The following is a 25,233-nucleotide window of genomic DNA, read 5'->3' as shown; positions in this document are numbered from 1 at the left end:
TTAAGGAAAACATAAAATGAAAGCAGTCATCCCAGTAGCAGGCCTTGGTACTCGTATGTTACCAGCCACTAAAGCAATTCCTAAAGAAATGCTGCCAGTGGTAGACCGTCCTTTAATTCAATATGTAGTAAACGAAGCCGTTGCTGCAGGCATTAAAGAAATAGTGTTAGTAACTCACTCAAGTAAAAATTCAATCGAAAATCACTTCGATACGAGCTTTGAACTAGAAGCTACTTTAGAAAAGCGTGTAAAGCGGCAACTACTTGCCGAAGTGCAAGCAATCTGCCCTAAAGACGTAACCATTATTCACGTACGCCAAGGTGAAGCAAAAGGCTTAGGCCATGCTATTAGTTGTGCTGCGCCTATTATTGGTAACGAACCGTTTGTAGTTATTCTACCTGATGTAATTATTGATGATGTAGAGAGCGATCTTAAAAAAGATAACTTAGCAGAAATGATCGCTAATTTTGAGCAAAACAAGCATAGCCAAATAATGGTTGAGCCAGTACCAATGGATGAAGTAGATAAGTTTGGTGTGGTTGATTTAGGCGATGTTGACTTAAAACAAGGTGAAAGCTCGCCAATTTTTAACATGGTAGAAAAACCGCCAGTAGACGAAGCGCCATCTAACTTAGCTGTAGTGGGTCGATACGTATTAAGCGAAAACATATGGCCGTTACTTGCAAAAACTCCGCAAGGAGCAGGCAATGAAATTCAATTAACTGACGCAATTGCGATGTTAATGGAACACGAAAAAGTAGATGCATACGCTATAAAAGGCCGTAGCCACGATTGTGGAAGTAAAATTGGTTATTTAAAAGCGACTATTGAATTTGCACTTCGTCGCGATGAATTTGCTGATGAATTAAAGTCATTTATTAAAAAACTGATTTAACAGTTAATGTAAATCATGAAAGGCGCCTATATCGGCGCCTTTTTTATGAGTTTTATCAGGCCTGTTTATCTTTCGAGGTTAAATTTGCAGCAGGCTGTTTGGTATTTAGGCAAGGCAGAGCCGATGTAGTGTGGTTATTCCCCATAAATAGGCGATAACGTAGCATAGATGCCAAACATGCGCTGCCCGAAGGGTTCTGCCTCGGGGCAATTTACTCTTTGTTGCCTACATGGATGTAGGTAAGGGGCGTGAGCAGGACGCGGAAGCTTTACTCGGTTTTTACTTATTCTTACAGGGATGTAAGTCAGTAGAATAACGCAGGAGCAGTTATCGAGCCCACTAGATTACAAACCTCGCGCCGCGATTAAATGGCCCCTAGATTGAACAAATTTTAATCCTGAAAGGTCAACAGGCCCTAGAATAAAATAGGAAAGGAGCCTCTCTAAAAATAAAATTTTTAGGTCATTACAGACATATTGTTATTTATGTTGTAAAGTTTGTGTTAACTGGCATTAAATTTGTATTAAATAATGCTCTCAAGGAAGGGTGGGAGTATGCAACGTTGTGTTTTACAAAACACTGACAAGCATGCGAAGAGCTAAGTTTTATAGCTTACAGCTTAAATAAAGTTAAACGCTTTCTTGTGAGAATGTTTAACTGAAATGTAGTGAAAAACACTGCTTTCAGGACAGCAAATACATGTTTATATATAAAAAAAATAACATTGGGCTTTTACTTAGCTTGCTAATGCTTTTATTTGGCACAGCATGCAGCGTTACGCCTGAAATAAAAACCATTGACGAACAACCTCAAAGTAACTCGCCAGACTACGTATCAATTACAGCCCTTGAACTTGCTCAGCTAAAAGATGCTGCAATGCAGTGGCAACAAGCACGCGAAGGTATAGAGCGAATTTTAAGATTAGAAAAAGAAATAACTTACCTCGTAAATCATATTGATATTATAAACAGCAAAGCTATTGCGCAGTCTAATCAAGGGTATAGCAGCAAGTCTGTACGCTCACCTCGAAACACACGTAATGTTAAATCACGCCAACAAGTTAAACAAAACTACAGCAATAAAAAACAAGCTGTAAAATTAAATAAACCAAAACATGTATTTGCTTTGCAGGTAGCTTCGGTTGACTCAGAGCAAGGTGTGGCTAAAGCATGGCAAGAGCTAAATACTAAAGCAGCACCGTTGTTTAGAGACAAAATATTGACTAACGTAGAAACCGCCAAGATAAACGACAAAATGTTTTACAGACTAAAGCTAGGCTCTTACCAAAACTTTAAAAATGCAAAAGCAGACTGTGACGTATTCAAGCTGTATAAACTCGATTGCATAGTAAGTAACTACACCGATAAGCCAGTAAGGCTGTAGTTAAGAAACTTGCTTAAAAATTGTTTATCCATAAAATACACCCTTCATAATTAAATACGTTTAGGGGATAAATAACCCCCTAAACAACGTCATTTTAGGGAAGTTAAATGTTATTAAAATGGAGTTTAGAATGCATGATGCTAATGGGTGTACTTGTTTTATCTGCATGTAACTCATCTCAACAAGTTAAAATGACTCAAGCAACCCCGCAACCGATTCTTATTGAAAAGTCTGATTTAGAGCAGCTCAAAATCTCTGCGGCACAATGGGAAAGCTCTCAACCAAAAGTAGAGGAGCTACTCAAGTTAGAAAATAAATTAACGCAGCTTGCTACTAATCTAAAACAACTGAATGATTCTGATTCTCTAAATAGTCTTGTAAATGATGAAGTCAATAACGAAAGTATATTAAAAACCCACTCGGCATTGTTTGCTTTACAAATTGCCGCTTTTAAAAATAAAAATGCATTGCATAAGAAGCTCAGCGAATTCCAAGAAAAAATACCACAAAATATTATCTCACCCACTGAGATAAATGTAGAAACCGTAAGTGTTAATAACACAACTTTTTATCGATTGAAGTTAGGTGCTTATAGTAATTCAGCGGACGCAAAAAGTGATTGTTTAGCCCTTATAAAGCAACAAGTAACATGTTTTGTTAGCTACTATGTTCAACAACCTTACAGAAGTACGATATAGGCATACAAATTGCTTGTCCTCAGTATGTTTTGAAGAGGATGGCAATTATGCGCCTTTTACTGCCTTTATTGTTTTTAAATTTAGCTGCTTGTAACTTGGTGCCACCACCAGAACCAAGTGTGCCTACAAATGCACCTAAAGCGGCCATGGCTCCTTTTACGGTTAATGACTATGTAGTTAATTTAACGTCGCAACTTAACCACCTAAATGGAGCCTTAAATGCTAATGCACGTGTTGGCGTTAGTAGCTTCTTTTATGCAGATGCACTAGATACTAAATTAGTGACAGGGCAGGCCTCAGGCTTAAGTCAGCAGATCCAAGAAAGTCTGCTTACACAATTTACTCAACTGGGTTATCACACCGTTGAGTACAGACTTGGGAATAACCTCTCTTTATCAGAAAACTCAGACAGTATTTTAAGTCGCGATTTAAGTAAATTACGTAATCGCCAAAATATTGACTTAGTTATCACAGGAACAGTGACTCGCCAGCAGCATGCATACATAGTTAATGCACGGCTTGTGAATATAGAAAATAAACAGGTGCTCTCTGCGGGAAGTACCGAGATCCCAATTAATGTAATGTGGGGCAATGAGAAAATTCAGCAGCGTGACGGACTTTTATACCGAAGCGAATACTAATTTGGAGCACAAAATGAAAAACCTATTAATTACATTATGCTTACCACTGGGCTTTGGTTGCTCTCAAATACTAGGCACAATGAATACAGACACCACAACACCACAAAGTGAGCAAAGCAATCAACTGGTGAGTAACCAACGCGACGTTGCAGCGCCTGTTTCTGACGATAACTTATTTCAGTCAGGAATGGCTCCACAGGATAACTACACAAAAGCAACACCGCCAATGCGCAAAAATATTAACCATTATGTGCGCGGCATAATGCAAGACATGGTTGAAAACTTACAGTACGTAAGTGAACAAACACCGTTAGCTGTTTCGAGTTTTGTTTTTTTAGATGAAGACTACAACGATGGTAGCTTACTAGGGAACCAAATTGCAGAAAGCTTCATGCATGAATTACACAGCTTTGGTGTACCCGTTATTGATTTTAAAACAACTGATTATATGCGTGTTACCTCAACAGGCGACTTTGTATTTAGTCGCGACTATTTAGAGCTAAATCAAGATCAAAGCTTTAAATATGTACTTGCCGGTACGCTTGTAAACCATCAAGGTGGTGTACTTGTTAATGCACGTATTGTTGGGCTAGAAAGTAAGGCCGTAGTAGGTTCTGCACAAGGGTTTATTCCACAGTCGGTTGTTGATGCGCTTAATAGCAGCTATCGCACTGATGGCATAATGTTAAAACAAGCAAGCAAGTGAGATAATTATGTATAGTAAATTATTTAACCGCTTTATCGTTTTTTTTGCTTTAGCTAACTTAGCAGGTTGTGCCTTTACTCAAAATAGTGAAAGTGCTGAAATTAATACGCCTTCAACCACACAAGTAAATTATGACCTAGCAAGCATGCTTAAAATAGCCGAGCAAAAATCAACTCAAGATGATGTTAACGGTAATCAATTTACACCACTTCAGCACCATAAAACACTTGCTAACTATGTAGAGCAAATGGCACTTGATTTGGTTGATACGCTTGAATTTGAAAGTGATACCGACACCAATATTAATATTGCCGTTACTACCTTGGTCGATCTTGATTCATCGCTTACTAAAAGCAATCAATTGGGTAATCAAATTTCTGAGACGTTAATTCATCAGTTACAAAAGTTTGGTTATGGCGTGGTTGATTTTAAAACAACCCAAACAATAGATGTAAATAGCCGTGGTGATTTTGCTTTCTCGCGTGATATTGAAAAGCTTAGCGAAGAGCAAATGGCGAGCCATGTATTAGCGGGTACATTAATTTATCGACATGATGCTGTTGTTGTTAATACACGTGTAATTAATGCGCATACAAAAAAAATCGTCGCGAGTAGTCGAAAACTAATCCCAATTTATGTACTAAATAAAGAAGATATATACTTATCAAGCAATTAAGTTCAGTTGTCGCTTGATATAAAAAACCAGATGCCGTTATAATTCAGACCTCTAAGCACACAGCTTATTTGTGGCCTCTTAGTTAAATGGATATAACGGCCCCCTCCTAAGGGGCAGTTGCAGGTTCGATTCCTGCAGGGGCTACCAAAAACACTATTCACGGTAATTCATCGCAATTCAAAAAAACCACTATGTACTATTTTTTAAGGCCTGTAGGCTTTCATGTTGTTTCATGGGGTATCGCCACAGCTCATTTTTTTAGTTACACTGGATGTTACACCGAACCAATTTTGAGTTCTTGATGTAACATAAATGTGTAACCAGATGAAAATTAAAGAAAGAAAAGAAATTTTAGGTTTTTCTTATTTTCTAAGAGCTGGTTGCCCGTTCGACAGTGGAGCGTTAAATGCCTAAATTAGTTACCCCATTAAATGACACGCAAATCAAAAAAGCTAAACCAAAAGATAAAGAATATCTTATGGCAGATGGCAAGGGCCTTGCTCTTCGAGTTAAGCCCAATGGATCAAAAATGTGGTTATTCACTTACTCTAAACCTTACACCAAAAAAAGAGCTCAAATTAGTTTTGGTATGTACCCAGATGTAACCTTATCTGATGCTCGCACAAGCAGAGCTGAGGCTAGAGCTTTATTAGCGAAGGACATTGATCCCAAAGAGCATAAAGAGGCATTTGCAAACGATAAAGCTGCTGAAGCTAAAAATACGTTTGAGGCAGTAGTTAGAGAGTGGATAGCCCTTAAAGAGCCAAAGGTAACTGCGAAGTATGCTTTTAATTTACGCAGAGGTTTTGAGCTTCACTTGTTTCCTGCTTTAGGTAAGGTACCAGTAAGCAAGTTATCGGCACAGCTTACTATTGAAACCCTAAAGCCATTAGCGGCTGCTAACAAGTTAGATATTCTAGGCCGCATATGTCGTCGGATTAATGAGGTCATGGAGTTTGCTATCAACACTGGCCGAGTGCAATCTAATAACCTAAGCGGTATTAGTAAAGCGTTTGGTACAGCTACTCATAAAAGTATGGCATGTGTTAAACCAGAGGAACTGCCAGAGCTCATTAGCATTGTAAACAATGCCAATATCAAGCTAATGACTCGGTGCTTATTTGAATGGCAGTTACATACAATGGTCCGCCCTGGGGAAGCTGTCGGTACTGCGTGGCATGAAATCGACTTTGAAAATAAACAGTGGAATATACCAGCTAAGCGAATGAAAAAGCGCAAAGCCCATTCAGTACCACTAACACCCCAGGCATTAGCTTTACTTGAATATTTACAACCAATAAGCGGCCATCGAGAATTTGTTTTTCCAGCTGATAAAGATCCCCGTAAACACTTTAGCCGTGAAACATTAGGCGCAGCCTTTAGACGAATGGGTTTAAAGGGAAAACAAACAGCTCACGGCTTAAGAGCACTAGCAAGTACTACATTAAATGAACTCGGCTTTGACGCAGATGTGATTGAAGCGGCGCTGGCCCATGTAGATAAAAACAAAGTTCGCGCTGCTTATAATAGAACCGATTACCTAGAGCGCAGGCGAAAAATGATGTGCTGGTGGTCTGAGCATATTGAAGAAGCTAGTAAAGGTAATTATTCTGTTACGGGTAGTCAGCATTTAAAAGTAATTTAAGGAGATTGTTTTATGGATGAATACATAACAGCTTTTGAAGCGTTAGATTTACTTTTTGCAAAGAGGGAGCTAACTAAAAATGAGCAATTGGAACGACTTTTTAACTATTACTTTACTGGAAAATTAAATTTTTATTATGAAATTTATGGTCAAGTAGAAACTCATGGTGTTTTATTAGTTCCTGATGATAAAGATGAAACATTATCTATAGAAACAGAAAAATTAATAGGCTTTTTTAACTTAACTAGAGAGTACAATATTTCTTATTTTAAGCAGCTTTTACCTTTAGAGCAGGGGGAAGAGTGGATAGAAAGTGAGGTTGTTTCAGGTGAGGACTTCGAGGAGCCCTATAATTATATACAGCATTACGAAAGAGTTGGTATTGCTATTATTGAAGATGAGGATAAACAGTTATGGCAGTTAAAACATTCAAATAATACCTCAACTGAACGTCAAATTTATCCAGACGTGGCAGAGTTAATACTCATAAAAAGCCAAGTTTTAAATGTTATTCAAGATACTAAAGTAAGTCCCTCCACTCAAAAGCGCCAAAAAAGCACAGATAGACATGAAAAAAATAAGCAGGAAGTTTTAAATGCGGCGCTATATGAAGTTGCTACCAATTATAGCCGCTGTATTCGTGGTAAAATCGTAAGTGCTGAATTAATCGCAGAGCTAGTTTTTTCTAATGCGGAAAAACATTGGCCAGAAAGGGCTAGTACCAAAGGTATAAAAGCGGTTCCTATGGGAGTTAACCGGATGGCTGATCATATTAGAGATGTTATAAAAAAGAAGTTATAGCTCTTTATAATCAATGCCTTGCATTAGCTTAGGGAAAGCTAACGTTAGCTTCCGAGATTTTTATTTCTGAATCTCTAACATTCGCCTTGAACCATAACAAGACAAGGCGAATCTCCATGAACAACAAAATATTACGTTTCCAAGAAGTAACAGAACTCACCGGTTTGAGTCGTTCTACTATTTGGCGCAAAGAGCGATTAGGTGTATTTCCAAAAAGAAAACAGCTAGGTCTAAACTCAGTTGGCTGGCTTGAAAGTGATATTCAACGCTGGGTCGAGAAACTACCATGTAGCAACATCTACAAAGGGGCAGCATAATGTGTGCTGTAAGCGGTAGCAACGCCGCAAGCCCTGCTCCTAAAAAACCGCAACCTAAAACAGAGCGAGCTAATCTATATATTCTTGCTCATCCTGAAGGTGCGACTGAATTAGATATTTTACGTAATGCCGGTTTATCCAGTGGCAGAAATTACTTTACAGATCTTGAACGTGAGTATGATTTTACATTTACACGCGAAAAAATACCAAACTCAGATGGTATTGGTGGTCATTTAAAATATAGTTTTAGCTCATTAGATATTGCTGAAACCATCATAAAAGCCATAAATAAAAGCCGTATTAAACGCAAATTAGCTGAGTTCACACCAGAGCAAACAGCTGAACTTTTAAAGCCAATAATGCACCTCCTGGGAAGCTAGGAGGTTATATGGTTAAGCTTAATGACTTAATTAACCGTGGTGATGTAATTAGTATCATAAACGGCAAATTAAATATTACCCCCAACAGTGGAAAGCCGGTTCCTAGTGACTGGCTCCACATCTATCAAAACACTTTACTAAGCCAGTTAAGCTGTGTGATCGCACAGCCTATATACCAATTTAGACAGTTTAAAGTTGGACGATATTTGAGTAAATACGATGGGCTAACAATGAGCTTTACTGATTTGAGTTCCCACGAAGATTACTACACAATTTTTAACGTATCATTGGATCGTAAAAAAAAGTCAGGGCGCTTAAATGGAAAACTTTTTAATCCACCAGCACAAGGAGCGTTACTCAAATTCTGGAGTTGCTCAAACTTACCAAAACCAAGAAGGCCAAGTGAACTTTATAAAAAAATAAATATTATGAAAAACTACCTTTGGCAAGCTGAAATAAGAAAAGGTAATAAACTCGACTCTAAAACACTTTGCTTAGCAAACATAACATATCAGCAAATTATAGAAGCGGTTAATCGTGGCGTTTTAGCGACAGGCGAAGGGCAAAACGGTGGCACTCTTGCGGCACTTAGCCGTGGCAATATAGCGGGGCATGTTTATGGGGCATTAAACAGTGGCAGCGAAAATGCTAATAGCCACATATACCAAGGCACAGAAAATGGTGAGACTACGAGTATGAGTAACTACGGATATTGTGAATCACGGACATTAAATAATACGGAGTTTCATAGCCACGGTATAAGTAAACAAGGTAGTGCGGTAAAAGGTAAAGCTATACCCCCTTCTATAGAGCAAGAAGAGGAAGTATATTTAAAACGAAAACCACAAGAGCAAACTGTAGCCGAGTGGCTAGATGATTACGATAATGCTTAGCAGTTGTTGTAAACTTTAATATTGCAAAAATATCACTTGTTTACCTGTTCTAAAAACGCTTTTTATAAACGGAACAACGCGGAACAAATAGCGGAACAATTATATTTATAAGTACATGATAGAATAATGGTTTTTTATTTTATCGGAACATAAAAAGCGGTAAATAAACGATTTGTCCGCTTCGCTATTTTGTATAGAAGTTACAATTTTATTTTTTAATATCTCATAATTTAGTTTACCTTTTATTTTTGCTTATTAACCGTATTTTATATAGCATCACTAAATAGCATGAAACGCGTTGAATCAACGAGTTGTGCGCACTCATAGCGCAGTATTTAGGGATGGTTTAAGTTATGGATAAAAGAAAGCTCAGCGAAACCGATATAATCAGTAAGTTTATTCTACCCGCAGTTAAAACCGCAGGATGGGACGACATAACTCAAATACGCCAAGAGGTTAAACTACGTGACGGTAAAGTAATCGTACGTGGGCAACTTGGTGTACGTAAAACGGTTAAATCGGCTGACATAGTGCTTTACCATAAACCCAGTATGCCGCTTGCTGTAATTGAAGCTAAAGCGAATAAACACTCAGTAAATAAAGGGCTCCAACAAGGCTTAGATTATGCCAGGCTACTCGATGTGCCGTTTATATTCGCCTCTAATGGTGATGGCTTTATTTTCCACGATAAAACCAAGCTAGGCACGCCTGATGCGCATAACCTTGAAACCGAAATACGCTTAGAAGACTTCCCATCACCTCAAGAACTTTGGGCTAAGTATTGTGCCTATAAAGGCTATACAGAATCGCAACTTCCTATAATAAACCAAGCCTATTATGATGATGGTAGTGGTAAGCACCCGCGTTACTATCAGCTCCAAGCCATTAATAAAACAGTAGAGGCTATATCGTCTGGTAAAGACCGTGTATTACTAGTTATGGCAACAGGAACCGGTAAAACTTATACCGCGTTTCAAATCATTTGGCGCTTATGGAAATCACGCGCTAAAAAACGCATTTTGTTTCTAGCCGACCGCAATATATTGGTTGATCAAACTCGCATTAATGACTTTCAGCCGTTTGGTACTTCAATGACCAAAATTACCGGCAGAACAATCGACCCTGCTTATGAAATACACCTAGCACTTTATCAAGCGCTAACAGGACCAGAAGAATCCCAAAAAGCCTTTAAGCAAGTAGACCCTGACTTTTTTGACCTCATTATTATTGACGAGTGCCACCGTGGTAGCGCAAGTGAAGATAGCGCTTGGCGTGAAATACTCACTTACTTTAAAGGTGCTGCTCAAGTTGGCTTAACCGCAACACCAAAAGAAACAGAGGAAGTATCAAACTCAGACTACTTTGGCGACCCAGCTTATACCTATTCTCTAAAAGAAGGTATTGAAGATGGCTTTTTAGCGCCATACAAAGTGGTACGTGTTGATCTTGATGTTGACCTACAAGGCTGGCGACCAACAAAAGGGCAGGTTGATAATAACGGTGAAGTAATACAAGACCGCATATACAACCAAAAAGACTTTGACCGCACAATGGTAATTGACGAGCGAACACAGCTGGTGGCAGAAACCATTACCAACTATTTAAAACGTACAGACCCTATGGCTAAAACCATTGTGTTTTGTAACGACATAGACCACGCCGAACGTATGCGCCGCGCCATTGCTAACTTAAACCCCGAGCAAATGGCAAAAAACGATAAATACGTGATGAAGATCACCGGCGACGACGAACTAGGTAAAGGCCAGCTCGACAACTTTATCAACCCTAAACGCCCTTACCCAGTAATTGCCACTACTTCAGAGCTTATGACCACAGGGGTAGACGCTAAAACCTGTAAGTTAGTAGTGCTTGATCAAAACATACAATCAATGACCAAGTTTAAACAAATCATTGGGCGTGGTACCCGTATTGACGATCGCTACGGTAAGCTTTGGTTTACTATACTCGACTTTAAAAAAGCCACTGAGTTATTTGCCGATGAACGCTTTGATGGCACACCAGAAAAAATAATAAAAGTAACGCCCACCGACATTGAAAACGAAGATGTTGATCTTGAATCACAAGATGATACAACCGGCGTAGAAACACCAGACAACGTATTTGGCGACCAAACCGCTGACGATACAACCGATGCCAATAACGACACCATTAATGACCCCAAAGGCGATGGCAGCCTTGATGGCGAATGGGACGATGAAACCAAAAAAATGGTTAAGTACCGCGTATCAGGTGTTACCGTTAATAAAGTGGCAGAGCGAGTACAGTATTACGATACCGACGGTAAACTGGTTACCGAGTCATTTATAGATTACACCCGTAAAACTATGAGTAAGCAATACAGCTCACTGGATGACTTTGTAAAGCGTTGGAATGAGTCAGACCGTAAGCAAGCGGTAATAGATGAGCTTGCCGAAGAAGGCATTATTTGGTCGGCGCTTGAGGAAGAAGTAGGCAAAGACATAGACCCATTTGATATGATCTGCCATGTCGTTTACGACCAACCACCCCTTACCCGTAAAGAGCGCGCAGATAACGTACAAAAGCGTAATTATTTTACTAAATATTCGGGGACCGCACACACCGTACTCGAGAACCTTCTGTTAAAATACGCAGATGTAGGCGTGCAAGAAATTGAATCTATACAAGCGTTAAAAGTAGCGCCATTTACAGATATAGGTAACACCAAAGAAATCATCAAGAATGGCTTTGGTGGCAAAGCACAATACGAGCAAGCGCTTAAAGAGCTCGAAGCCGAAATTTACCAAATGCCAACGCCTAAAACAGCCTAAATTTATGTTTGCTGATGCTATGTATTAGCGTCGGCAAAGTATTAAACCATTTAAAGTAAACAGCTTTCATACTCTTTTTTAGCCGCTGTTTATAAAAATAATCAAACAAGAGAATACTATGTCTATCAGTTCAGCTATTAAATCTATTCAAGATATTATGCGTAAAGATGCCGGTGTCGATGGCGACGCACAACGCCTTGGTCAAATGTCGTGGTTACTATTTTTAAAAGTATTCGACGCGCAAGAAGAAGAGCTAGAACTAGAATTAGACGACTATCGAGAGCCAATCCCAGAGCAATTTTTATGGCGTAACTGGGCTGCCGACAACGAAGGCATAACGGGCGATGAGCTTTTAGAGTTTGTAAACGACAAGCTATTCCCAGAGCTTAAAAACCTAACCGCACCCATAGATAAAAACCCACGTGGTTATGTAGTCACCCAAGCCTTTAGCGATGCCTTTAACTACATGAAAAACGGCACACTCCTGCGCCAGGTTATTAACAAACTAAACGAAATAGACTTTACCGACTCAAAAGAGCGGCACTTATTTGGCGACCTGTACGAGCAAATACTAAAAGACCTACAGAGCGCAGGCAACGCGGGCGAATTTTACACCCCGCGCGCCATTACTAAATTTATAGTAGCGGTAACCGACCCAAAACTAGGCGAGTCAATCATGGACCCTGCCTGTGGTACCGGTGGCTTTTTAGCGTGTGCGTTCGACCACGTAAAAGCAAACTATGTTAAGTCGGGCGACGACCACCAAATACTTCAAAAGCAAATACACGGCGTAGAGAAAAAACAACTTCCGCACTTACTGTGTACTACTAATATGATGCTTCACGGCATTGAAGTACCGGTACAAGTTAAACACGGTAATACCCTAAATAAGCCACTTTCAAGCTGGGATGACCAAGTAGATGTAATCATCACCAACCCTCCGTTTGGCGGCACTGAAGAAGACGGCATTGAAAAAAACTTCCCAAGCGACATGCAAACCCGCGAGACAGCCGACTTGTTCTTACAGCTCATTATAGAAGTGCTCAACACGAAAGGTCGCGCTGCGGTAGTATTGCCAGATGGCACCTTGTTCGGTGAAGGCGTTAAAACCAAAATTAAAAAGCTATTGGTTGAGGAATGTAACTTACATACCATAGTACGCTTACCTAATGGTGTATTTGCCCCGTACACCAGCATTAAAACTAATATTCTATTTTTTACCAAAGGTGACGGAACCGAAAAAAAATGTACAAAAGACGTGTGGTTTTACGAGCATCCCTACCCAGCGGGTGTTAAAAATTACAACAAAACCAAACCTATGAAGTTTGAAGAATTTAAAACGGAGCTCGAATGGTGGGGCAATGAGGCAGACGGTTTTGCCAGCCGTACAGAGACCGAGCAAGCGTGGAAAGTATCAATCGACGATATTATTGCCCGTAATTACAACCTAGACATTAAAAACCCGCACGTAGGCGAGGTAATAAGCCACAATCCGCAAGAGCTATTATCCGACTATTCAAAGCAGCAAGCAGACATACAAGCACTGCGCGATCAGTTAAAAGGCATATTGGCAGATGCGCTTGCTAAAGATAGCGAGGGCAAGTAATGGCTGAGACTAAAGCACCAAACAAAAACGCCGAGCAGTTAATCACCGAGCACCTTGATATTTGGACGACGGCCATCGAGCAAAAGTCGTCATCAGGTCGCGGTTCATCTAAAAAGTTTTCACTTCACGGTATTAAAAAGCTCCGCGAGCTTATTTTAGAGCTCGCCGTACGAGGCAAATTAGTGTCACAAGATCCAAACGACGAACCAGCTTCAGTATTGCTTGAGCGAATAGCGGCTGAAAAAGCACAATTGGTAAAAGATAAAAAAATCAAAAAGCCTAAAGCACTCCCAGAAATTAGTGAAGATGAAAAACCGTTTGAATTGCCGAAAGGGTGGGAATCTGTAAGGTTGGGTGAGTGGGCTTATATATTTTCAGGTAACTCATTTAAAAGTGGCGATTTTTCAGTTGATAACGAAATAAAAGTAATCAAGATAACGAATGCTGGTGTTAGGGAGCTAATAGAAACAGATGAACGCTTACCTAAGGAGTTTTTGGATAAATATAACGGCTATCATGTATTTGAAAAGGATATTATTTTAGCTCTGACTCGACCTTACATAAGCAATGGACTCAAAGTTAGCTTGTGTCCACCAACTTATCATAAATCGTTGTTAAACCAACGCGTGGCCGCCATAAGGCCTTATATATTTCCAGAATATATATATTTGGTTTTGACTAGTCCATATATTCTGAATATTTATAAGGATAGATTTAATGGAAATGGATTACAGCCAAACTTAAAAGTAAGTGATGTTACGGAGCTAGTTTTAGGTATTCCACCTTTAACTGAGCAACAGCGTATCGTTGCTAAAGTCGATGAATTAATGGACTTGTGTGATGCGCTTGAAGCGCAAACTGAAAATAGCATTGCGGCACACCAAACATTAGTTGAAGTACTGTTAGATGCATTGCTGAAAGCACCTGAGGAAGGAGCAACACAGGAACAAACAGCTGAACAGTTCCAACAAAACTGGCAACGTTTAAGCAAACACTTCGACACGCTATTCACCACCACCGCCAGCATCGACATGCTAAAACAAACCATTTTACAATTAGCAGTAATGGGCAAACTCGTCCCGCAGGCCAGCCGCGAGGCGAGAAATAGCCCAAGCTATGAACCCGCAGCAAAATTGCTTGAGCGCATCGCAGCCGAAAAAGCCCAACTGATTAAAGACGGCAAAATCAAAAAGCAAAAACCACTGCCAGCAATCACCGACGAAGAAAAACCGTTTGAATTACCAAATGGGTGGGAGTGGAGTCGTTTTGATTATTTACCCCTAGGTTATTCTGTTGGATTAGATAGAGGTAAATCGCAACAAGGTCCTGATAATAGGTTTCGCTACTTTAAGATGAATAATATTTCCAATGAAGGCGGTTTCGATTTAAAAAGTGTTGTATTTGTGGATGCGTCAGATGAAGAAGTAAAGCAATATACTTTAAAAGATCATGACTTATTATTTAACACTAGAAATAGTAAAGAGTTAGTCGGTAAAACATGTGTATATGTAAGTGACTCTCCTGAGCCTATCTTATATAACAATAATATTTTACGGGCATTCTTTTCTGAAAGTAAACTTTCTCACATACTCGACATTTGGATGCGAAGCCCATCTGGTAAACTGGAGTTAGAAAAAATAAAGTCTGGCACTACAAACGTTTGGGCTATATATCAAGGTAAGCTTGCTTTGCTACATTGTTTAATTCCTCCACTTGAGGAACAACACCGCATTGTCGCCAAAGTCGATGAGCTAATGTCACTATGCGAGCAATTAAAAGCCCGTTTAACCGACGCACAAAACACTAAACTTCACCTCACCGACGCTATAGTCGAACAGGCGTTGTAAATGCGGCTATATCAAACCTTAGCGTGGTGCTTTTTAGGCTCAGGTGATTAAGGTTAATTTAATGCCTCAAGTAAATAACCGCTTGAGCCTATAGGGGTTACTTAATTTAATATTATTAAAATAACAATGAAAAGGGAAAGTCATGGAATCAATTAAACTAAAAGAATCAGTTTTAACGGCTATTCAAGAATATGATGAATTAGGTAGAGGAGATTTCTTAGTAAAGCATAAACTAAAAAACTCTTCGCCAAATAAATTTGACTATTTTATTTCATTTGAAGGCAAAAGTTATGAATGTAAGCCAATTTTTCAAGCCGCTTATTTTTATGAGTTTGCTGAGAGAATAAGTGGAACTGGTGGGGTTGCAAGACGTATTAAACCAAACCTAGAAAATATTGGTTTCAAAGTAATTAAGGGGAACACGCTTAATAAAACTGAAAGAGTAAACTTTTATTGGGTGAATATTGGCACTTCATTTAAAGAAGTCGCTGAATTTAAGTTTTTATGGGCCCCTAAAAATACCGTAAATCAAAATGGGCAGTCTATTATTGATGCTGGATGGAAAGCAGTACCTAATGTTCAAAAAGGCGACATACTCTTTTGTAATTACAAAGGCAGCTTAATACATATAGCGGTTGCCTCAAAAGGTGCTTACGAATCAGATAGGCCAGAAAATAGAAATTTTGATCAGTGGAAAAAGGATGGTTATAAAATTGATATTGATCTACATACATTAGCTTACCCAATCCCTAATAGTGATTTTAAAGATGAATTTATCCCGATGTTTAATGATAAGTGCGCCCCTAAATTATTTGCCCAAAATAAATCTGTCTCACAAAAATATATGGTGAAGCTCCCTTCGGCAGCGGGAGTGTTTTTATTAGGTTTAGTTGGCGACGACGCGCTTAACATCCAGTATAGTATTGCTTCGAATAGCGATAGAGATAGTAACCAAACGGTTCCTGAAGGTTACAACAAAGAAGTTGCTGCCAAAGCTCGTGTTGGGCAAGGCAAATTTAGGCAGAATGTTATGGCTTTATGGAACGACACATGCGCCGTTACTGGTCTAGATATTAAAATGCTTTTAACTGCTTCACACATACTTCCATGGCAATTATCAAATCCTCATCAAAAAGTAGATAAATTTAATGGATTAGCCCTTTCACCAAATATAGATAAGCTTTTCGATAAGGGCTTTATTTCTTTTGATGAAAAGGGAGATATTTTGATTAAGAACTCGTTATCAGCCGATGCTTTAAAAGCGGTAGGCGTAGATAAACACATGGCAATAAAAAATCTTACAAAAGAACATTTAGCATATTTAAAAGAGCATAGAGAAATATTTGAATTTAATCAGAATGATAACGTATAGGGAAATTTAGTGAAAAATATAACAGCTTCAATTTTATTATTAGCTTTAGTCGGTTGCGGCGGCAGTAGCGAAGGTGACTCAGAAAGTGGTTCTATAGCCGATAACGGCGGTACTGTAATAGACTCAGGGAATGAGTTTAACCCAGGGGGAACACCAAGTAACCCAGGTCTGGTTTCTTTTGTTAAGAAGAATGAAATTAACGTTGATGCTTTCGAAAATTATTTTACTCTTAATTTAGAGAAAGACTCGAAAGTTTACATATCAGCATTGCTTGAACTTGGAATGAAGACACTCGATAAAACTAGATGTCGAAGTAGTACAGTTGAAGAGAGTGGTTTTATAAGAGTTGATAGCATCGGTGTTGCTTGTGATCACCGAGTTGTACTTGATTTAAAAGCTGGGCAACATTCTATTAATTTTGAATATCCAAGATCTAATTATGGTTATTTTACAATAGATGCTGTTGCGAATAATCAGAGGACTATTTTAACTGAAAATGGTTCTGGTGGTTTACCAAGTACGCCTAGAAAAATAAGCTTTACTGAAAATAATGAAATTAATAAAGACCTTAATAATAATTACTTTGCATACGAAGGCAAGGCAGGCGATAAGTTGTTCTTAAACTCGTATTTGGAAGAGTCTATACCAGTCTTGATGTTGACTAGGTGTAGAAGTGGTGCTGGGGAAGATAGTAGCGCTATTGGATTTAGCATTAACGAAGGACCCTATAGCTGTACAGAAAATATTGAATATGAATTACCGGAAGATGGTACCTACTTATTCCATGTATTTTATATGGCTCCATCCGATGTAACTTACCCTGTTCCAGGGTATTTTAGAGCCGATGTTCAGTACGCTCAGTAAAGTAATTTAAAAAATTTTATTTATTTTAGTTCAGGGTGTTTCAAAAGTTACAAAAAATATTTTTGTTACACCCTATGTTACACTTACTGTATTTTATTAATTTAAAATCATTATTTATCAAAAACTTAACAGTCCTGCTTGGTGGTTGCAGGGGCTACCAATTAAATTAATGAGTTATGCTTGTGTAGCACATATGTAGCGTGATGAGTTTATTAAATAGTGGATTACACTCAACTCTTATAATTGTACCTAGCCATTGTTTCACTGATATCAACTAGCATAGATTTATTACGAATAGCCCAGTTAAGAATAAAGTGTAAAAAAGCCGAAAAGTTTTTTAAAGTTAGCCAATAAAGTTAAGTAGAAAGTAGAAACCTCATCAAATTTGAAATTAATTGACCGCTACATCACTCCTGATTTTTTATAAAATATAAATGATAAAGATTTCTAAAAATCAGCTTAACTAATGATGCATTAATTTCTCAGGCTTAATATTATATAGTTTAATTGATTTCTTAACTATTTTTAGGCGTTTCGTAGTTAGCTTGAACGTTCTTCAAAGTGATGTAGTTCAAGGCGTTCACATTCAATACCCGTGGTGTTTTACCTCTAAATGAGCCGTAAGCGTGCTGCTGATTGTAGTGTAGTAATGCCGTCATTCAGGTAAAGTTTAACTTTTGAGATCTCCAAAATCCAAATTAACGGTCGAATAAAACTCTTCTTTGTCGATTCTTTGTGGCCTCTTAACTTTACCATTTAAGTGAGGAGAGCCTGGTTTGTTGGGACGAAATTTAATGTTATGCTCCATCAATTTGAGCAGTACCTTCTCAGCAAAAAACTCCATTGCGCGATCAGTTTGTACCGTCGTGTTGGAAATGGCATTTCTTCTATCACTTTATCGACAAAGGTAAGTGTATTGTTTGCCGTTCTACGTTTAAAGGCGTCTAACACGCGATATCTAGAGCAATCATCAATGGTAGTGTACTGATAAATTCAGGCGCGACTTTACATGTATCCATCTGAATTTAGTCACTAGGAATAGGCCTTTATTATCGAATGAGGTATTTTTCTTTTGCTGAAAAACTATTGGCTTTACTTCGTATTTGGTCAGGACTTTATGAATTGAGTCAAGTGATGGATGAAAGTTATGCTCGTGTAGAAGCTGATTTTGGAGCTTCTAGCACCCATTTTCTATTTGATAATAAATATTAGTGCTTGGGGGTCTGTGAGTACGTCTATGCTGTTTTCTATGTATCGCTGGTAGTAATTTGAAGAGTAGGTCTAGATATACCAACGACGTCAAACTAGACCCACAACATTGTTTTTTCTTAAAGCTCAATCCACTTTAATAGCTGTTGAGTTTCTTTGTTCATAGAGAGATAGTATATTGAAACGATACCTATGAATCACACAATAACCAGCAACATCTTAAAATACAATCTAGGCTAAATTTCACGGAGTAGGGCCCAAGCCCGCATTACCTTTACTGCGAGTGACCGGGGCAACCTTGAGAGGGGTTAGCTCAAATAAACTCAGTTCCGTATTTCCTCCAATTGACTCGACCGATAGGTCATTTGCACCGGGAGCGCCGAATACAAGGTTTGAAAGTACAACTTCGCCGTTATTTACAAAGACCTCAATGGATGTTGTATCTACAATGATATCCAGCATGACAAAGCCATCGCGCGCTTGTACGGGGGACTTTCGAACCTCGCGGTAAACTTTGGGCATCGCATTGGCTATAGCATCCTTATCGCGTTTGACAAAAACAGTGTCATTCGCAAAGTTGTATCCAACGACAGAAAAGTGCCCATTGCCTTCCTTAAGACGGAAGCGGATCTCTTTAGCATCTGAGTCAGCGTCAATCTTAACCCGGAGTCGGTAGGCATCGGATTGAGGCTGAGGAAGTGCCATCTTCGACGCTTCCGTCACCCGAATATTGGATCGAGCTACTGTATTACCCTCAAGTTTGTCGATCGCATTGATGGGCTGCGAGACAAGCTGCGGCTTACCGTCTACAGACCGTAGCATGATGCGCCGTACGATCGAGTTGGCCCCCCCGTGCCACTCATCGGTTGGGAGTTTGGTGGCGTAGGCCCAGTTATTGAGCCAACCAATGGCATAGCGAGAAGCAAGGCGTTCGGCGTTATTGTGGCGAGGGTCTTCCCATGTCACTGCGGCATAAAAGTCGGCGCCGAAGTCTAGCCATTGAGGTTCATCGCTATCCACGGTGAAATTTTTTCCGTCCCATACTCCGGTCCAGTACAGGGTTCCCGTGGTCATTCCTTTTTTAAAGCCGTTCGCGCCAGTTGCCAGCACCCATCGTGTAGTTGCACTGTCACCGTTGACCGACATTTGGAATAGGTCGGGACATTCCAGAATCCCAAGGTCGTCGCGCTCGAACCCAGACTGATACTTCCAATGCTTCAAATCGGGCGACGTGTAAAAGCCGATCTTATGACCCTCAGCCAGCACCATCAGCCATTCATTGCGCGTGTCGTCCCAGATGATCTTAGGATCACGCCAATGCTCGGATCCAGGGTTGTCCATGACAGGATTGTCGTGGTACGCCTTAAATCGATAGCCGCCGTCAGTCGAGACAAAGAGCGACTGGCGCTGTACACCCTCGTGTTGTTGAGTCATGATGGCGATTACAGCGCCAGGTCCGAAGCCTGCAGTGTTATCGATGTCAATTACTGCGCTACCGGTTTCAATGTCGCCGAGGCCGTTCTTGTATTTGTCGATTGCCACACCGTGATCTTGCCAGTGCACAAGATCAACCGAGGTCGCGTGGTACCACTCAGTACCGTTTCCTATGGGATAATCGGCATTGTAGAGGTAATAGTAGTGCCAGATACCGTCAATCAGAATTGGACGCTGGGGATCGTTCATCCAGTGTTTGGCGGGAGTTAGGTGCACCGCGGGCCGATATCTCGCCCAATTAGCTGGGCGCTTGTATTTAGATGATTCTTCTGTCAACAGAGGCAACGGTGAAGAGCTAAACGCTGCTTCAGAACCTAATTCGACGGCCAGCGACATTCCTGAGCAGAACAACACGACCAACACGCAAATTGTCATATACCAGCGACTTGCAAATATTAAAATAAGATTGTGGTTCATAATTCCCCTTATTGGAGCACCGATTACAAAGCAATGTAATTGCGCAAAGGTACTCATTGAGCATGATAGATGATATTGGGCAGTACGAAAAACTTGTAAAATAAGGAAATGCAGTGCTTCAGAAATCACTGCTGTAAAACAAAAAAACAGAGCGACAGTTCGAGAGACTGTCGAATAAGTCGAGCATACCTTTATTTGCCATTCACAAACAAGGGAGAAGAGGATACGCCGGTACATCGCCATCTCCTCTTCCCACCGATAATGGCTGTATAGATTAATTTACTAAAGCTATTTCTTTAGAGGCTTGATCTGTCCACCCGAATTCACATTAAGGTTTGCAGGGATATCGGCCCAACCACCTAGCCCATAACCATTTACGCTATAGGAATAATCAACCTCTGACGAGTCGCCGTTGATTTCTATCCTGACTGTAGGTGCAAGCGTCCCACCGCGACGAAAATTTTCTTGAGTGCCGATCGTGTCGATGAACGATTGGATCAAGCCCCCAGGCATCACGTAGTGCGAGTACGACTGGAATTGACCTGGATGCTGATTATAGTCTGGCGCAAACGGACTACCCGGCCAGTAGTTGAGGTTCGTTGGGTTACCCAGCACCAGTCCGGATCCCTGGTTCATCGGCTGGTAATCGCTGCGAATACCGTTGCCTACGAAACCATATACGCCCTCGGGGCCAGTAATACCTGTTGCGTATGTGGTGCTGTGGCTAATAGTGAAAAGGTAGTACTTGCCATCTTGTTGGTAGATCTGCGGTCGTTCAGTCTGATCGGTGACACAGTTTGCAGATAGAATAGGCGGCAGAAATTCCCACTCGGTTAGGTCGTCGTTCGTAGCCCTTGCCAGACCGACGTTACCGATCTGAAAGGGCGCACCCGATGCATTCACTTGGGTTACGGTTTCTGCATAAGGGTCGCCGTCCCGGTAGCCAAGGTCGTCCGCATCACACTGTGCAGTTGTCCGGTCCATGGCCGAGTTGCCCTCAAATACCATATAGGTCTCACCTGGATGAGCCGGATCTTCGAAAGTAAACGGGTCGCGGAAGTTATAGTAAGGGTTTTGCTCAGCATTTTGGTAGTAAGTGCCGTCAGCCTCGAGTAGCGACGTAACCTTGTTGAAACCGGTGAATCTCACGCCGTGTTTATTAGCATGCACATGGCCTACGCTTAGCGCGAGCCGAGAGTCGTAAGGCTTGATGTCCGGTCCACCGTCTTGATCACGGTAGAAGGCAACATCTGTGAAAAATAACTTTATTTCGCCACCCGGAAAAATACGCGCCGAGCCTGACCACTGGGTCTGGTGGCTGTAAGACTGGTCTTCGAAAATTTCACCGGTGACACCTTCATCGAACACGAGACCACCATAGGTCCAACCACCATTTTCGGGGCGTTGGTCAGCGGAAATCCCAGCCGGCCGATAGAAGTAGCCGATCTTTGCGTAAACGTGGCGGTCATCAAAGCCAAGGCTACGGTCGGCTACTAAAGAAAAAATGATTTCCTGTCCATTGACACTGTACTGATTAGCATCCTCGTCAGTCAGAGGCCAAGAGTCCCATACCCAGACCTGTTCGTTCGACATGTCAGGGAAGTTCTGCGGGATGTCAGGCATAGTGTATTCTTCAGGCATCGAATTCTGACGTGAACCAGCCGTCGGATCAGACATTCGCTTGATTTGGCGTGCATCAGCCCGCGTCCACTTCGCAGTGAAATTACTCTCAGGTGCAAATGCCTCTTGGGTGTGAAATGTCGGCTCGGGACCCGGCTGTAGATAAGGTTCTGCAACAGCTGCCGTTGTTAAGCCCAGAAATGAACACAGAATTGGGATTGTCGATTTACCTATTTTACTATTCATCAATATCTTCTCACTAAATTAAAAATTGTTTCCCGTAAAAGGATGGCCTCAGCCTAATAAGACCCCTGTTATCCTAGTCTAAATCAATTATTTTGAGTGAAAACCAGTTGTATTCACTTGAATATATGTGACTTTTATAGCGAAATCGATTCGGACAAAGGTTGTCTTCTGGAATTAGCCAGGAAATTCGGGCGTAATAATGCCCGCGCTACATGATGTTAGCTTTTTTACTATATACCACTCTTTTAAAAACTTAAACGATTAAGTTTGTTTTTTTGTAATGGTTCACCGATTTAACAATCAAAAACAATCGAAAATATAAATATAAAATACTATTGCATATATGAACTTTCAAATGACAACCTTAATTCATCTTGAATTAAGGTTGCATAGTATATATGGGCTCTATGGTGTTAGTGTTTACTGGCTTTTTTTGTAAGTAACTTAGAGGTAGGAATTTAAAAGTGAATATTAATATTAAAAAAATAAGTTTTTATGCTTGAAAGTTATCATCATTCATTTAAATCTTAACGAAAAAATAATGTATTAATTCTCACGCGGCACCTGTTGAATGAAGGTTTAACTTAATCGATTAAGTCATTAAGAAGGAAGTTATAATACTTTTTATGCTAACGCTTATGCATTAGAAGAATGAATACCGATTAAAGGATCCCGTGTTGTTATTTTTCGATGAGTCAAAAAGCGATGCCTACCCATAAAATACTGTTGCTTCGAGGCTTGAGGAGCTTTCCTGCTAAGGTTTTAATCTGCAGCATGACGCCAATTAACTCGAAGTGCCCCACTTAGTAAATTAAGTCGCACTAGGTAATTTATCGAACACCACTGCTGAGTTTTTATATCCCAAACATTTTCTTGGCCGAAAGTTAAGGTCTCGTTGAGCGCCAGCAATTTGCTTTGCTGCGATAGGGATCCGTTAAAGTTTTTACTTACCTTAAGTTTTTAATATGGGTTTTATTTGGCGAGGGGGGGGCAGTTTTTTAGTTTGTTTGCTACCAGCCATGGTCACAGAATTTACTGGTATTACCTACTGTGATCGTGAGGAAATGATGACGGTAGTATCTTAAGATGCAATCATCGCCCGAACTATCCCAGCAGAGCTTTTAGCAGTCACTTTGCGTATCGGATACATTTTTCTTCGACGTTAAATCATACTAACTATGCCCTTCTACCTTGCTCGCCAAACACTAGGTACACATACTAGCCACTGTTAAAAAATTATTTTTAACAGTGGCTAGTCGGCACTCAATACTAACACTATTGGTGATAATAACGTGCTTTGCTAGGCTACTTTTCGCCACGTAATCTATCGCGCTGCATGAAAACATAAATCAACTTATGGTTGAAAGTATGATCAATAATTTTACCCACACCCGGAATGAATTCAGGATCCTAACTTTGGTTCAACCCAAACTCAACTGAGGCTATAGTCAATACTAATACACTATATTTCGCTGCTAGGTAGATAACAGCTTACAACTAACCATCACTTGTAATTTTATCAATCAATTCGCTAAGTACAGCTTCAGCTTTACTTGTTTCTACTTGGCAAGTACCTGCATTTAAATGGCCGCCGCCGCCGTATTTAAGGCACAGTTCGCCAACATTGGTGTTTGAACTGCGGTTAGTTATTGATTTACCTATGGCATACACTACATTTTGCTTTTTAAGGCCCCACATTTTATGAATCGAGATATTGCAGTCGGGGTACATGGCATAAATAACAAATCGGTTTGTGGCGTAAATTGTTTCTTCCTGAGTTAAATCAAGGACTACTAAGTTTTTATGAACGGTAGCGCATTGAGAAATTTGCTCTTTGGCTTTTTCGTTATGCTCGTTATATAAAGCAACACGTTCGGCTACGTCTTCCATTTGTAGGATTTCTTCGATGCTCTGATCTTTACACGCATCAATCAGTTTCATCATTAATTGGTAATTTGAAATTTTAAACTCGCGAAAACGGCCAAGTCCAGTTCGCGCATCCATAATAAAGTTCATTAATACCCAATCGGTTGGGTTTAATATTTCGTCTTTTGAAAACTGAGCAGCATCGCCTTTGTCTACCGCGTCCATCATTTCAACAGAAATATTTGGAAGTTTTTCAGCGCCGCCATAATAGTCATAAACTACGCGAGCTGCTGATGGGGCTTTTGGGTCAATAATATGGTTTTTTATGTCGCTTGAGTTACGAACGGTTTCGCTAAGGTGATGATCGAATGCTATATGACAGCCTGCAACGTAGGGGAGGTTGGTCGTAATGTCGTTTTCGGTAATGTCTATTTTGCCATCTTGCATATCTTTTGGATGAACAAATAAAATATCGTCAATTAGGTCTAAGTCTTTGAGCAATACGGCACAAACTAAGCCATCAAAATCGCTGCGAGTGACTAGTCTAAATTTATTATTGGGCATAGCTATTCCATCTTTTTAATTGAATTATCAATTAAGTGTAACAGCTAAATTTTTTTTTGAGAGGTTAGCTTAAAAAAATTATAAAAAAAAGCCAAAACGTTAGTTTTGGCTTTTGCTTAGCAAGTTTGTATGTGTGGCAAATAGGTTATGCGCCTGGACCACATTCCATACATGAATTTACAATGTCTGGGCCAAATTTAAGTTTGGCGTTTAAGTCGCGAAGAGCGGTGCGTAACCCTTCTTCAATTACTGGGTGGTAAAATGGCATATCAAGCATTTCTGG

At 40.1% G+C, this 25,233-nt stretch carries 19 protein-coding genes, 1 tRNA gene and 1 pseudogene; 17 read left to right on the top strand and 4 right to left on the bottom strand.

Features of this window, described 5'->3' with window-relative positions; translation table 11 throughout:
• Positions 1–16 precede the first annotated feature (16 nt).
• From galU to H5090_RS14780, 17 genes are all read left to right on the top strand, one after another.
• Complete coding sequence (gene galU / locus H5090_RS14865; RefSeq protein WP_002958699.1) at positions 17–895, top strand: UTP--glucose-1-phosphate uridylyltransferase GalU; 879 nt, start codon at positions 17–19, stop codon at positions 893–895.
• A 699-nt stretch (positions 896–1,594) separates the two neighbouring features.
• On the top strand, positions 1,595–2,278 hold the full coding sequence (locus tag H5090_RS14860) for an SPOR domain-containing protein (protein ID WP_024594911.1): 684 nt from the start codon (positions 1,595–1,597) through the stop codon (positions 2,276–2,278).
• 107 nt (positions 2,279–2,385) lie between these two features.
• Positions 2,386–2,976 carry an SPOR domain-containing protein gene (locus tag H5090_RS14855; RefSeq protein WP_138488674.1) on the top strand — a complete coding sequence of 197 codons (591 nt, stop codon included), beginning with the start codon at positions 2,386–2,388 and terminating at the stop codon, positions 2,974–2,976.
• A gap of 47 nt (positions 2,977–3,023) precedes the next feature.
• Positions 3,024–3,617: a FlgO family outer membrane protein gene (locus H5090_RS14850; RefSeq protein WP_149602251.1), complete on the top strand. Its 594-nt coding sequence runs from the start codon at positions 3,024–3,026 to the stop codon at positions 3,615–3,617.
• A 13-nt stretch (positions 3,618–3,630) separates the two neighbouring features.
• Complete coding sequence (locus H5090_RS14845) at positions 3,631–4,323, top strand: FlgO family outer membrane protein (RefSeq protein WP_182696095.1); 693 nt, start codon at positions 3,631–3,633, stop codon at positions 4,321–4,323.
• A 7-nt stretch (positions 4,324–4,330) separates the two neighbouring features.
• Positions 4,331–4,999: a FlgO family outer membrane protein gene (locus H5090_RS14840; protein ID WP_182696094.1), complete on the top strand. Its 669-nt coding sequence runs from the start codon at positions 4,331–4,333 to the stop codon at positions 4,997–4,999.
• Between the two features lie 72 nt (positions 5,000–5,071).
• Positions 5,072–5,146: transfer RNA gene (locus H5090_RS14835), tRNA-Arg, on the top strand.
• A gap of 259 nt (positions 5,147–5,405) precedes the next feature.
• On the top strand, positions 5,406–6,644 hold the full coding sequence (locus H5090_RS14830) for an integrase domain-containing protein (RefSeq protein ID WP_182696093.1): 1,239 nt from the start codon (positions 5,406–5,408) through the stop codon (positions 6,642–6,644).
• Positions 6,645–6,656: 12 nt separating this feature from the next.
• Positions 6,657–7,445 carry a hypothetical protein gene (locus H5090_RS14825; RefSeq protein ID WP_182696092.1) on the top strand — a complete coding sequence of 263 codons (789 nt, stop codon included), beginning with the start codon at positions 6,657–6,659 and terminating at the stop codon, positions 7,443–7,445.
• A gap of 116 nt (positions 7,446–7,561) precedes the next feature.
• Positions 7,562–7,762, top strand: a complete 201-nt coding sequence (locus H5090_RS14820; protein WP_039484739.1) for an AlpA family transcriptional regulator — start codon at positions 7,562–7,564, stop codon at positions 7,760–7,762.
• Positions 7,762–8,142, top strand: coding sequence for a hypothetical protein (locus tag H5090_RS14815; protein ID WP_182696091.1), 381 nt, complete (start codon positions 7,762–7,764; stop codon positions 8,140–8,142). The genes H5090_RS14820 and H5090_RS14815 overlap by 1 nt, the downstream gene beginning before the upstream one ends.
• Positions 8,143–8,150: 8 nt before the next feature.
• On the top strand, positions 8,151–9,035 hold the full coding sequence (locus H5090_RS14810) for a hypothetical protein (RefSeq protein WP_182696090.1): 885 nt from the start codon (positions 8,151–8,153) through the stop codon (positions 9,033–9,035).
• 353 nt (positions 9,036–9,388) lie between these two features.
• Positions 9,389–11,845: an EcoAI/FtnUII family type I restriction enzme subunit R gene (gene hsdR / locus H5090_RS14805; protein ID WP_182696089.1), complete on the top strand. Its 2,457-nt coding sequence runs from the start codon at positions 9,389–9,391 to the stop codon at positions 11,843–11,845.
• Positions 11,846–11,963: 118 nt separating this feature from the next.
• Entirely contained in the window at positions 11,964–13,451 is a 1,488-nt protein-coding gene (locus tag H5090_RS14800) for an N-6 DNA methylase (protein WP_182696088.1), read from the top strand.
• Positions 13,451–15,298, top strand: coding sequence for a restriction endonuclease subunit S (locus H5090_RS14795; protein WP_220490788.1), 1,848 nt, complete (start codon positions 13,451–13,453; stop codon positions 15,296–15,298). The genes H5090_RS14800 and H5090_RS14795 overlap by 1 nt, the downstream gene beginning before the upstream one ends.
• A 142-nt stretch (positions 15,299–15,440) precedes the next feature.
• The gene (locus H5090_RS14785; protein WP_182696086.1) at positions 15,441–16,670 is read left to right on the top strand and encodes an HNH endonuclease; all 1,230 of its coding nucleotides are present in this window, start codon (positions 15,441–15,443) and stop codon (positions 16,668–16,670) included.
• Positions 16,671–16,679: 9 nt separating this feature from the next.
• On the top strand, positions 16,680–17,534 hold the full coding sequence (locus H5090_RS14780) for a hypothetical protein (protein WP_182696085.1): 855 nt from the start codon (positions 16,680–16,682) through the stop codon (positions 17,532–17,534).
• Positions 17,535–18,219: 685 nt separating this feature from the next.
• Here the strand turns inward: H5090_RS14780 and H5090_RS20905 are convergent.
• From H5090_RS20905 to H5090_RS14765, 4 genes and pseudogenes are all read right to left on the bottom strand, one after another.
• A pseudogene (locus H5090_RS20905) lies at positions 18,220–18,711 on the bottom strand (DDE-type integrase/transposase/recombinase); the annotation flags it as partial.
• Positions 18,712–18,986: 275 nt separating this feature from the next.
• Positions 18,987–20,654 (bottom strand): glycoside hydrolase family 32 protein, encoded by a 1,668-nt coding sequence (locus tag H5090_RS14775; protein WP_259395110.1) that lies wholly within the window; start codon positions 20,652–20,654, stop codon positions 18,987–18,989.
• Positions 20,655–20,942: 288 nt separating this feature from the next.
• A complete protein-coding gene (locus H5090_RS14770) occupies positions 20,943–22,520 on the bottom strand; it encodes a glycoside hydrolase family 68 protein (protein WP_002961343.1) in 1,578 nt (525 codons plus the stop codon).
• A 1,497-nt stretch (positions 22,521–24,017) separates the two neighbouring features.
• Positions 24,018–24,950, bottom strand: coding sequence for a hypothetical protein (locus tag H5090_RS14765; protein WP_002961341.1), 933 nt, complete (start codon positions 24,948–24,950; stop codon positions 24,018–24,020).
• Positions 24,951–25,233: the final 283 nt, after the last annotated feature.

The organism is Pseudoalteromonas sp. SR43-5, from assembly GCF_014163835.1.
Classification (GTDB): domain Bacteria; phylum Pseudomonadota; class Gammaproteobacteria; order Enterobacterales; family Alteromonadaceae; genus Pseudoalteromonas; species Pseudoalteromonas distincta.
Note: the sequence above shows the minus strand (reverse complement) of the source record. Positions and strands in the feature narration are given on the sequence as shown.

Excerpts from the sequence above, each read along its gene's own strand:
- galU (WP_002958699.1), top strand. The coding sequence starts at position 17 with ATGAAAGCAGTCATCCCAGTAGCAGGCCTTGGTACTCGTATGTTACCA.
- H5090_RS14860 (WP_024594911.1), top strand. The coding sequence starts at position 1,595 with ATGTTTATATATAAAAAAAATAACATTGGGCTTTTACTTAGCTTGCTA.
- H5090_RS14855 (WP_138488674.1), top strand. The coding sequence starts at position 2,386 with ATGTTATTAAAATGGAGTTTAGAATGCATGATGCTAATGGGTGTACTT.
- H5090_RS14850 (WP_149602251.1), top strand. The coding sequence starts at position 3,024 with ATGCGCCTTTTACTGCCTTTATTGTTTTTAAATTTAGCTGCTTGTAAC.
- H5090_RS14845 (WP_182696095.1), top strand. The coding sequence starts at position 3,631 with ATGAAAAACCTATTAATTACATTATGCTTACCACTGGGCTTTGGTTGC.
- H5090_RS14840 (WP_182696094.1), top strand. The coding sequence starts at position 4,331 with ATGTATAGTAAATTATTTAACCGCTTTATCGTTTTTTTTGCTTTAGCT.
- H5090_RS14830 (WP_182696093.1), top strand. The coding sequence starts at position 5,406 with ATGCCTAAATTAGTTACCCCATTAAATGACACGCAAATCAAAAAAGCT.
- H5090_RS14825 (WP_182696092.1), top strand. The coding sequence starts at position 6,657 with ATGGATGAATACATAACAGCTTTTGAAGCGTTAGATTTACTTTTTGCA.
- H5090_RS14820 (WP_039484739.1), top strand. The coding sequence starts at position 7,562 with ATGAACAACAAAATATTACGTTTCCAAGAAGTAACAGAACTCACCGGT.
- H5090_RS14815 (WP_182696091.1), top strand. The coding sequence starts at position 7,762 with ATGTGTGCTGTAAGCGGTAGCAACGCCGCAAGCCCTGCTCCTAAAAAA.
- H5090_RS14810 (WP_182696090.1), top strand. The coding sequence starts at position 8,151 with ATGGTTAAGCTTAATGACTTAATTAACCGTGGTGATGTAATTAGTATC.
- hsdR (WP_182696089.1), top strand. The coding sequence starts at position 9,389 with ATGGATAAAAGAAAGCTCAGCGAAACCGATATAATCAGTAAGTTTATT.
- H5090_RS14800 (WP_182696088.1), top strand. The coding sequence starts at position 11,964 with ATGTCTATCAGTTCAGCTATTAAATCTATTCAAGATATTATGCGTAAA.
- H5090_RS14795 (WP_220490788.1), top strand. The coding sequence starts at position 13,451 with ATGGCTGAGACTAAAGCACCAAACAAAAACGCCGAGCAGTTAATCACC.
- H5090_RS14785 (WP_182696086.1), top strand. The coding sequence starts at position 15,441 with ATGGAATCAATTAAACTAAAAGAATCAGTTTTAACGGCTATTCAAGAA.
- H5090_RS14775 (WP_259395110.1), bottom strand. The coding sequence starts at position 20,654 with ATGAACCACAATCTTATTTTAATATTTGCAAGTCGCTGGTATATGACA.
- H5090_RS14770 (WP_002961343.1), bottom strand. The coding sequence starts at position 22,520 with ATGAATAGTAAAATAGGTAAATCGACAATCCCAATTCTGTGTTCATTT.
- H5090_RS14765 (WP_002961341.1), bottom strand. The coding sequence starts at position 24,950 with ATGCCCAATAATAAATTTAGACTAGTCACTCGCAGCGATTTTGATGGC.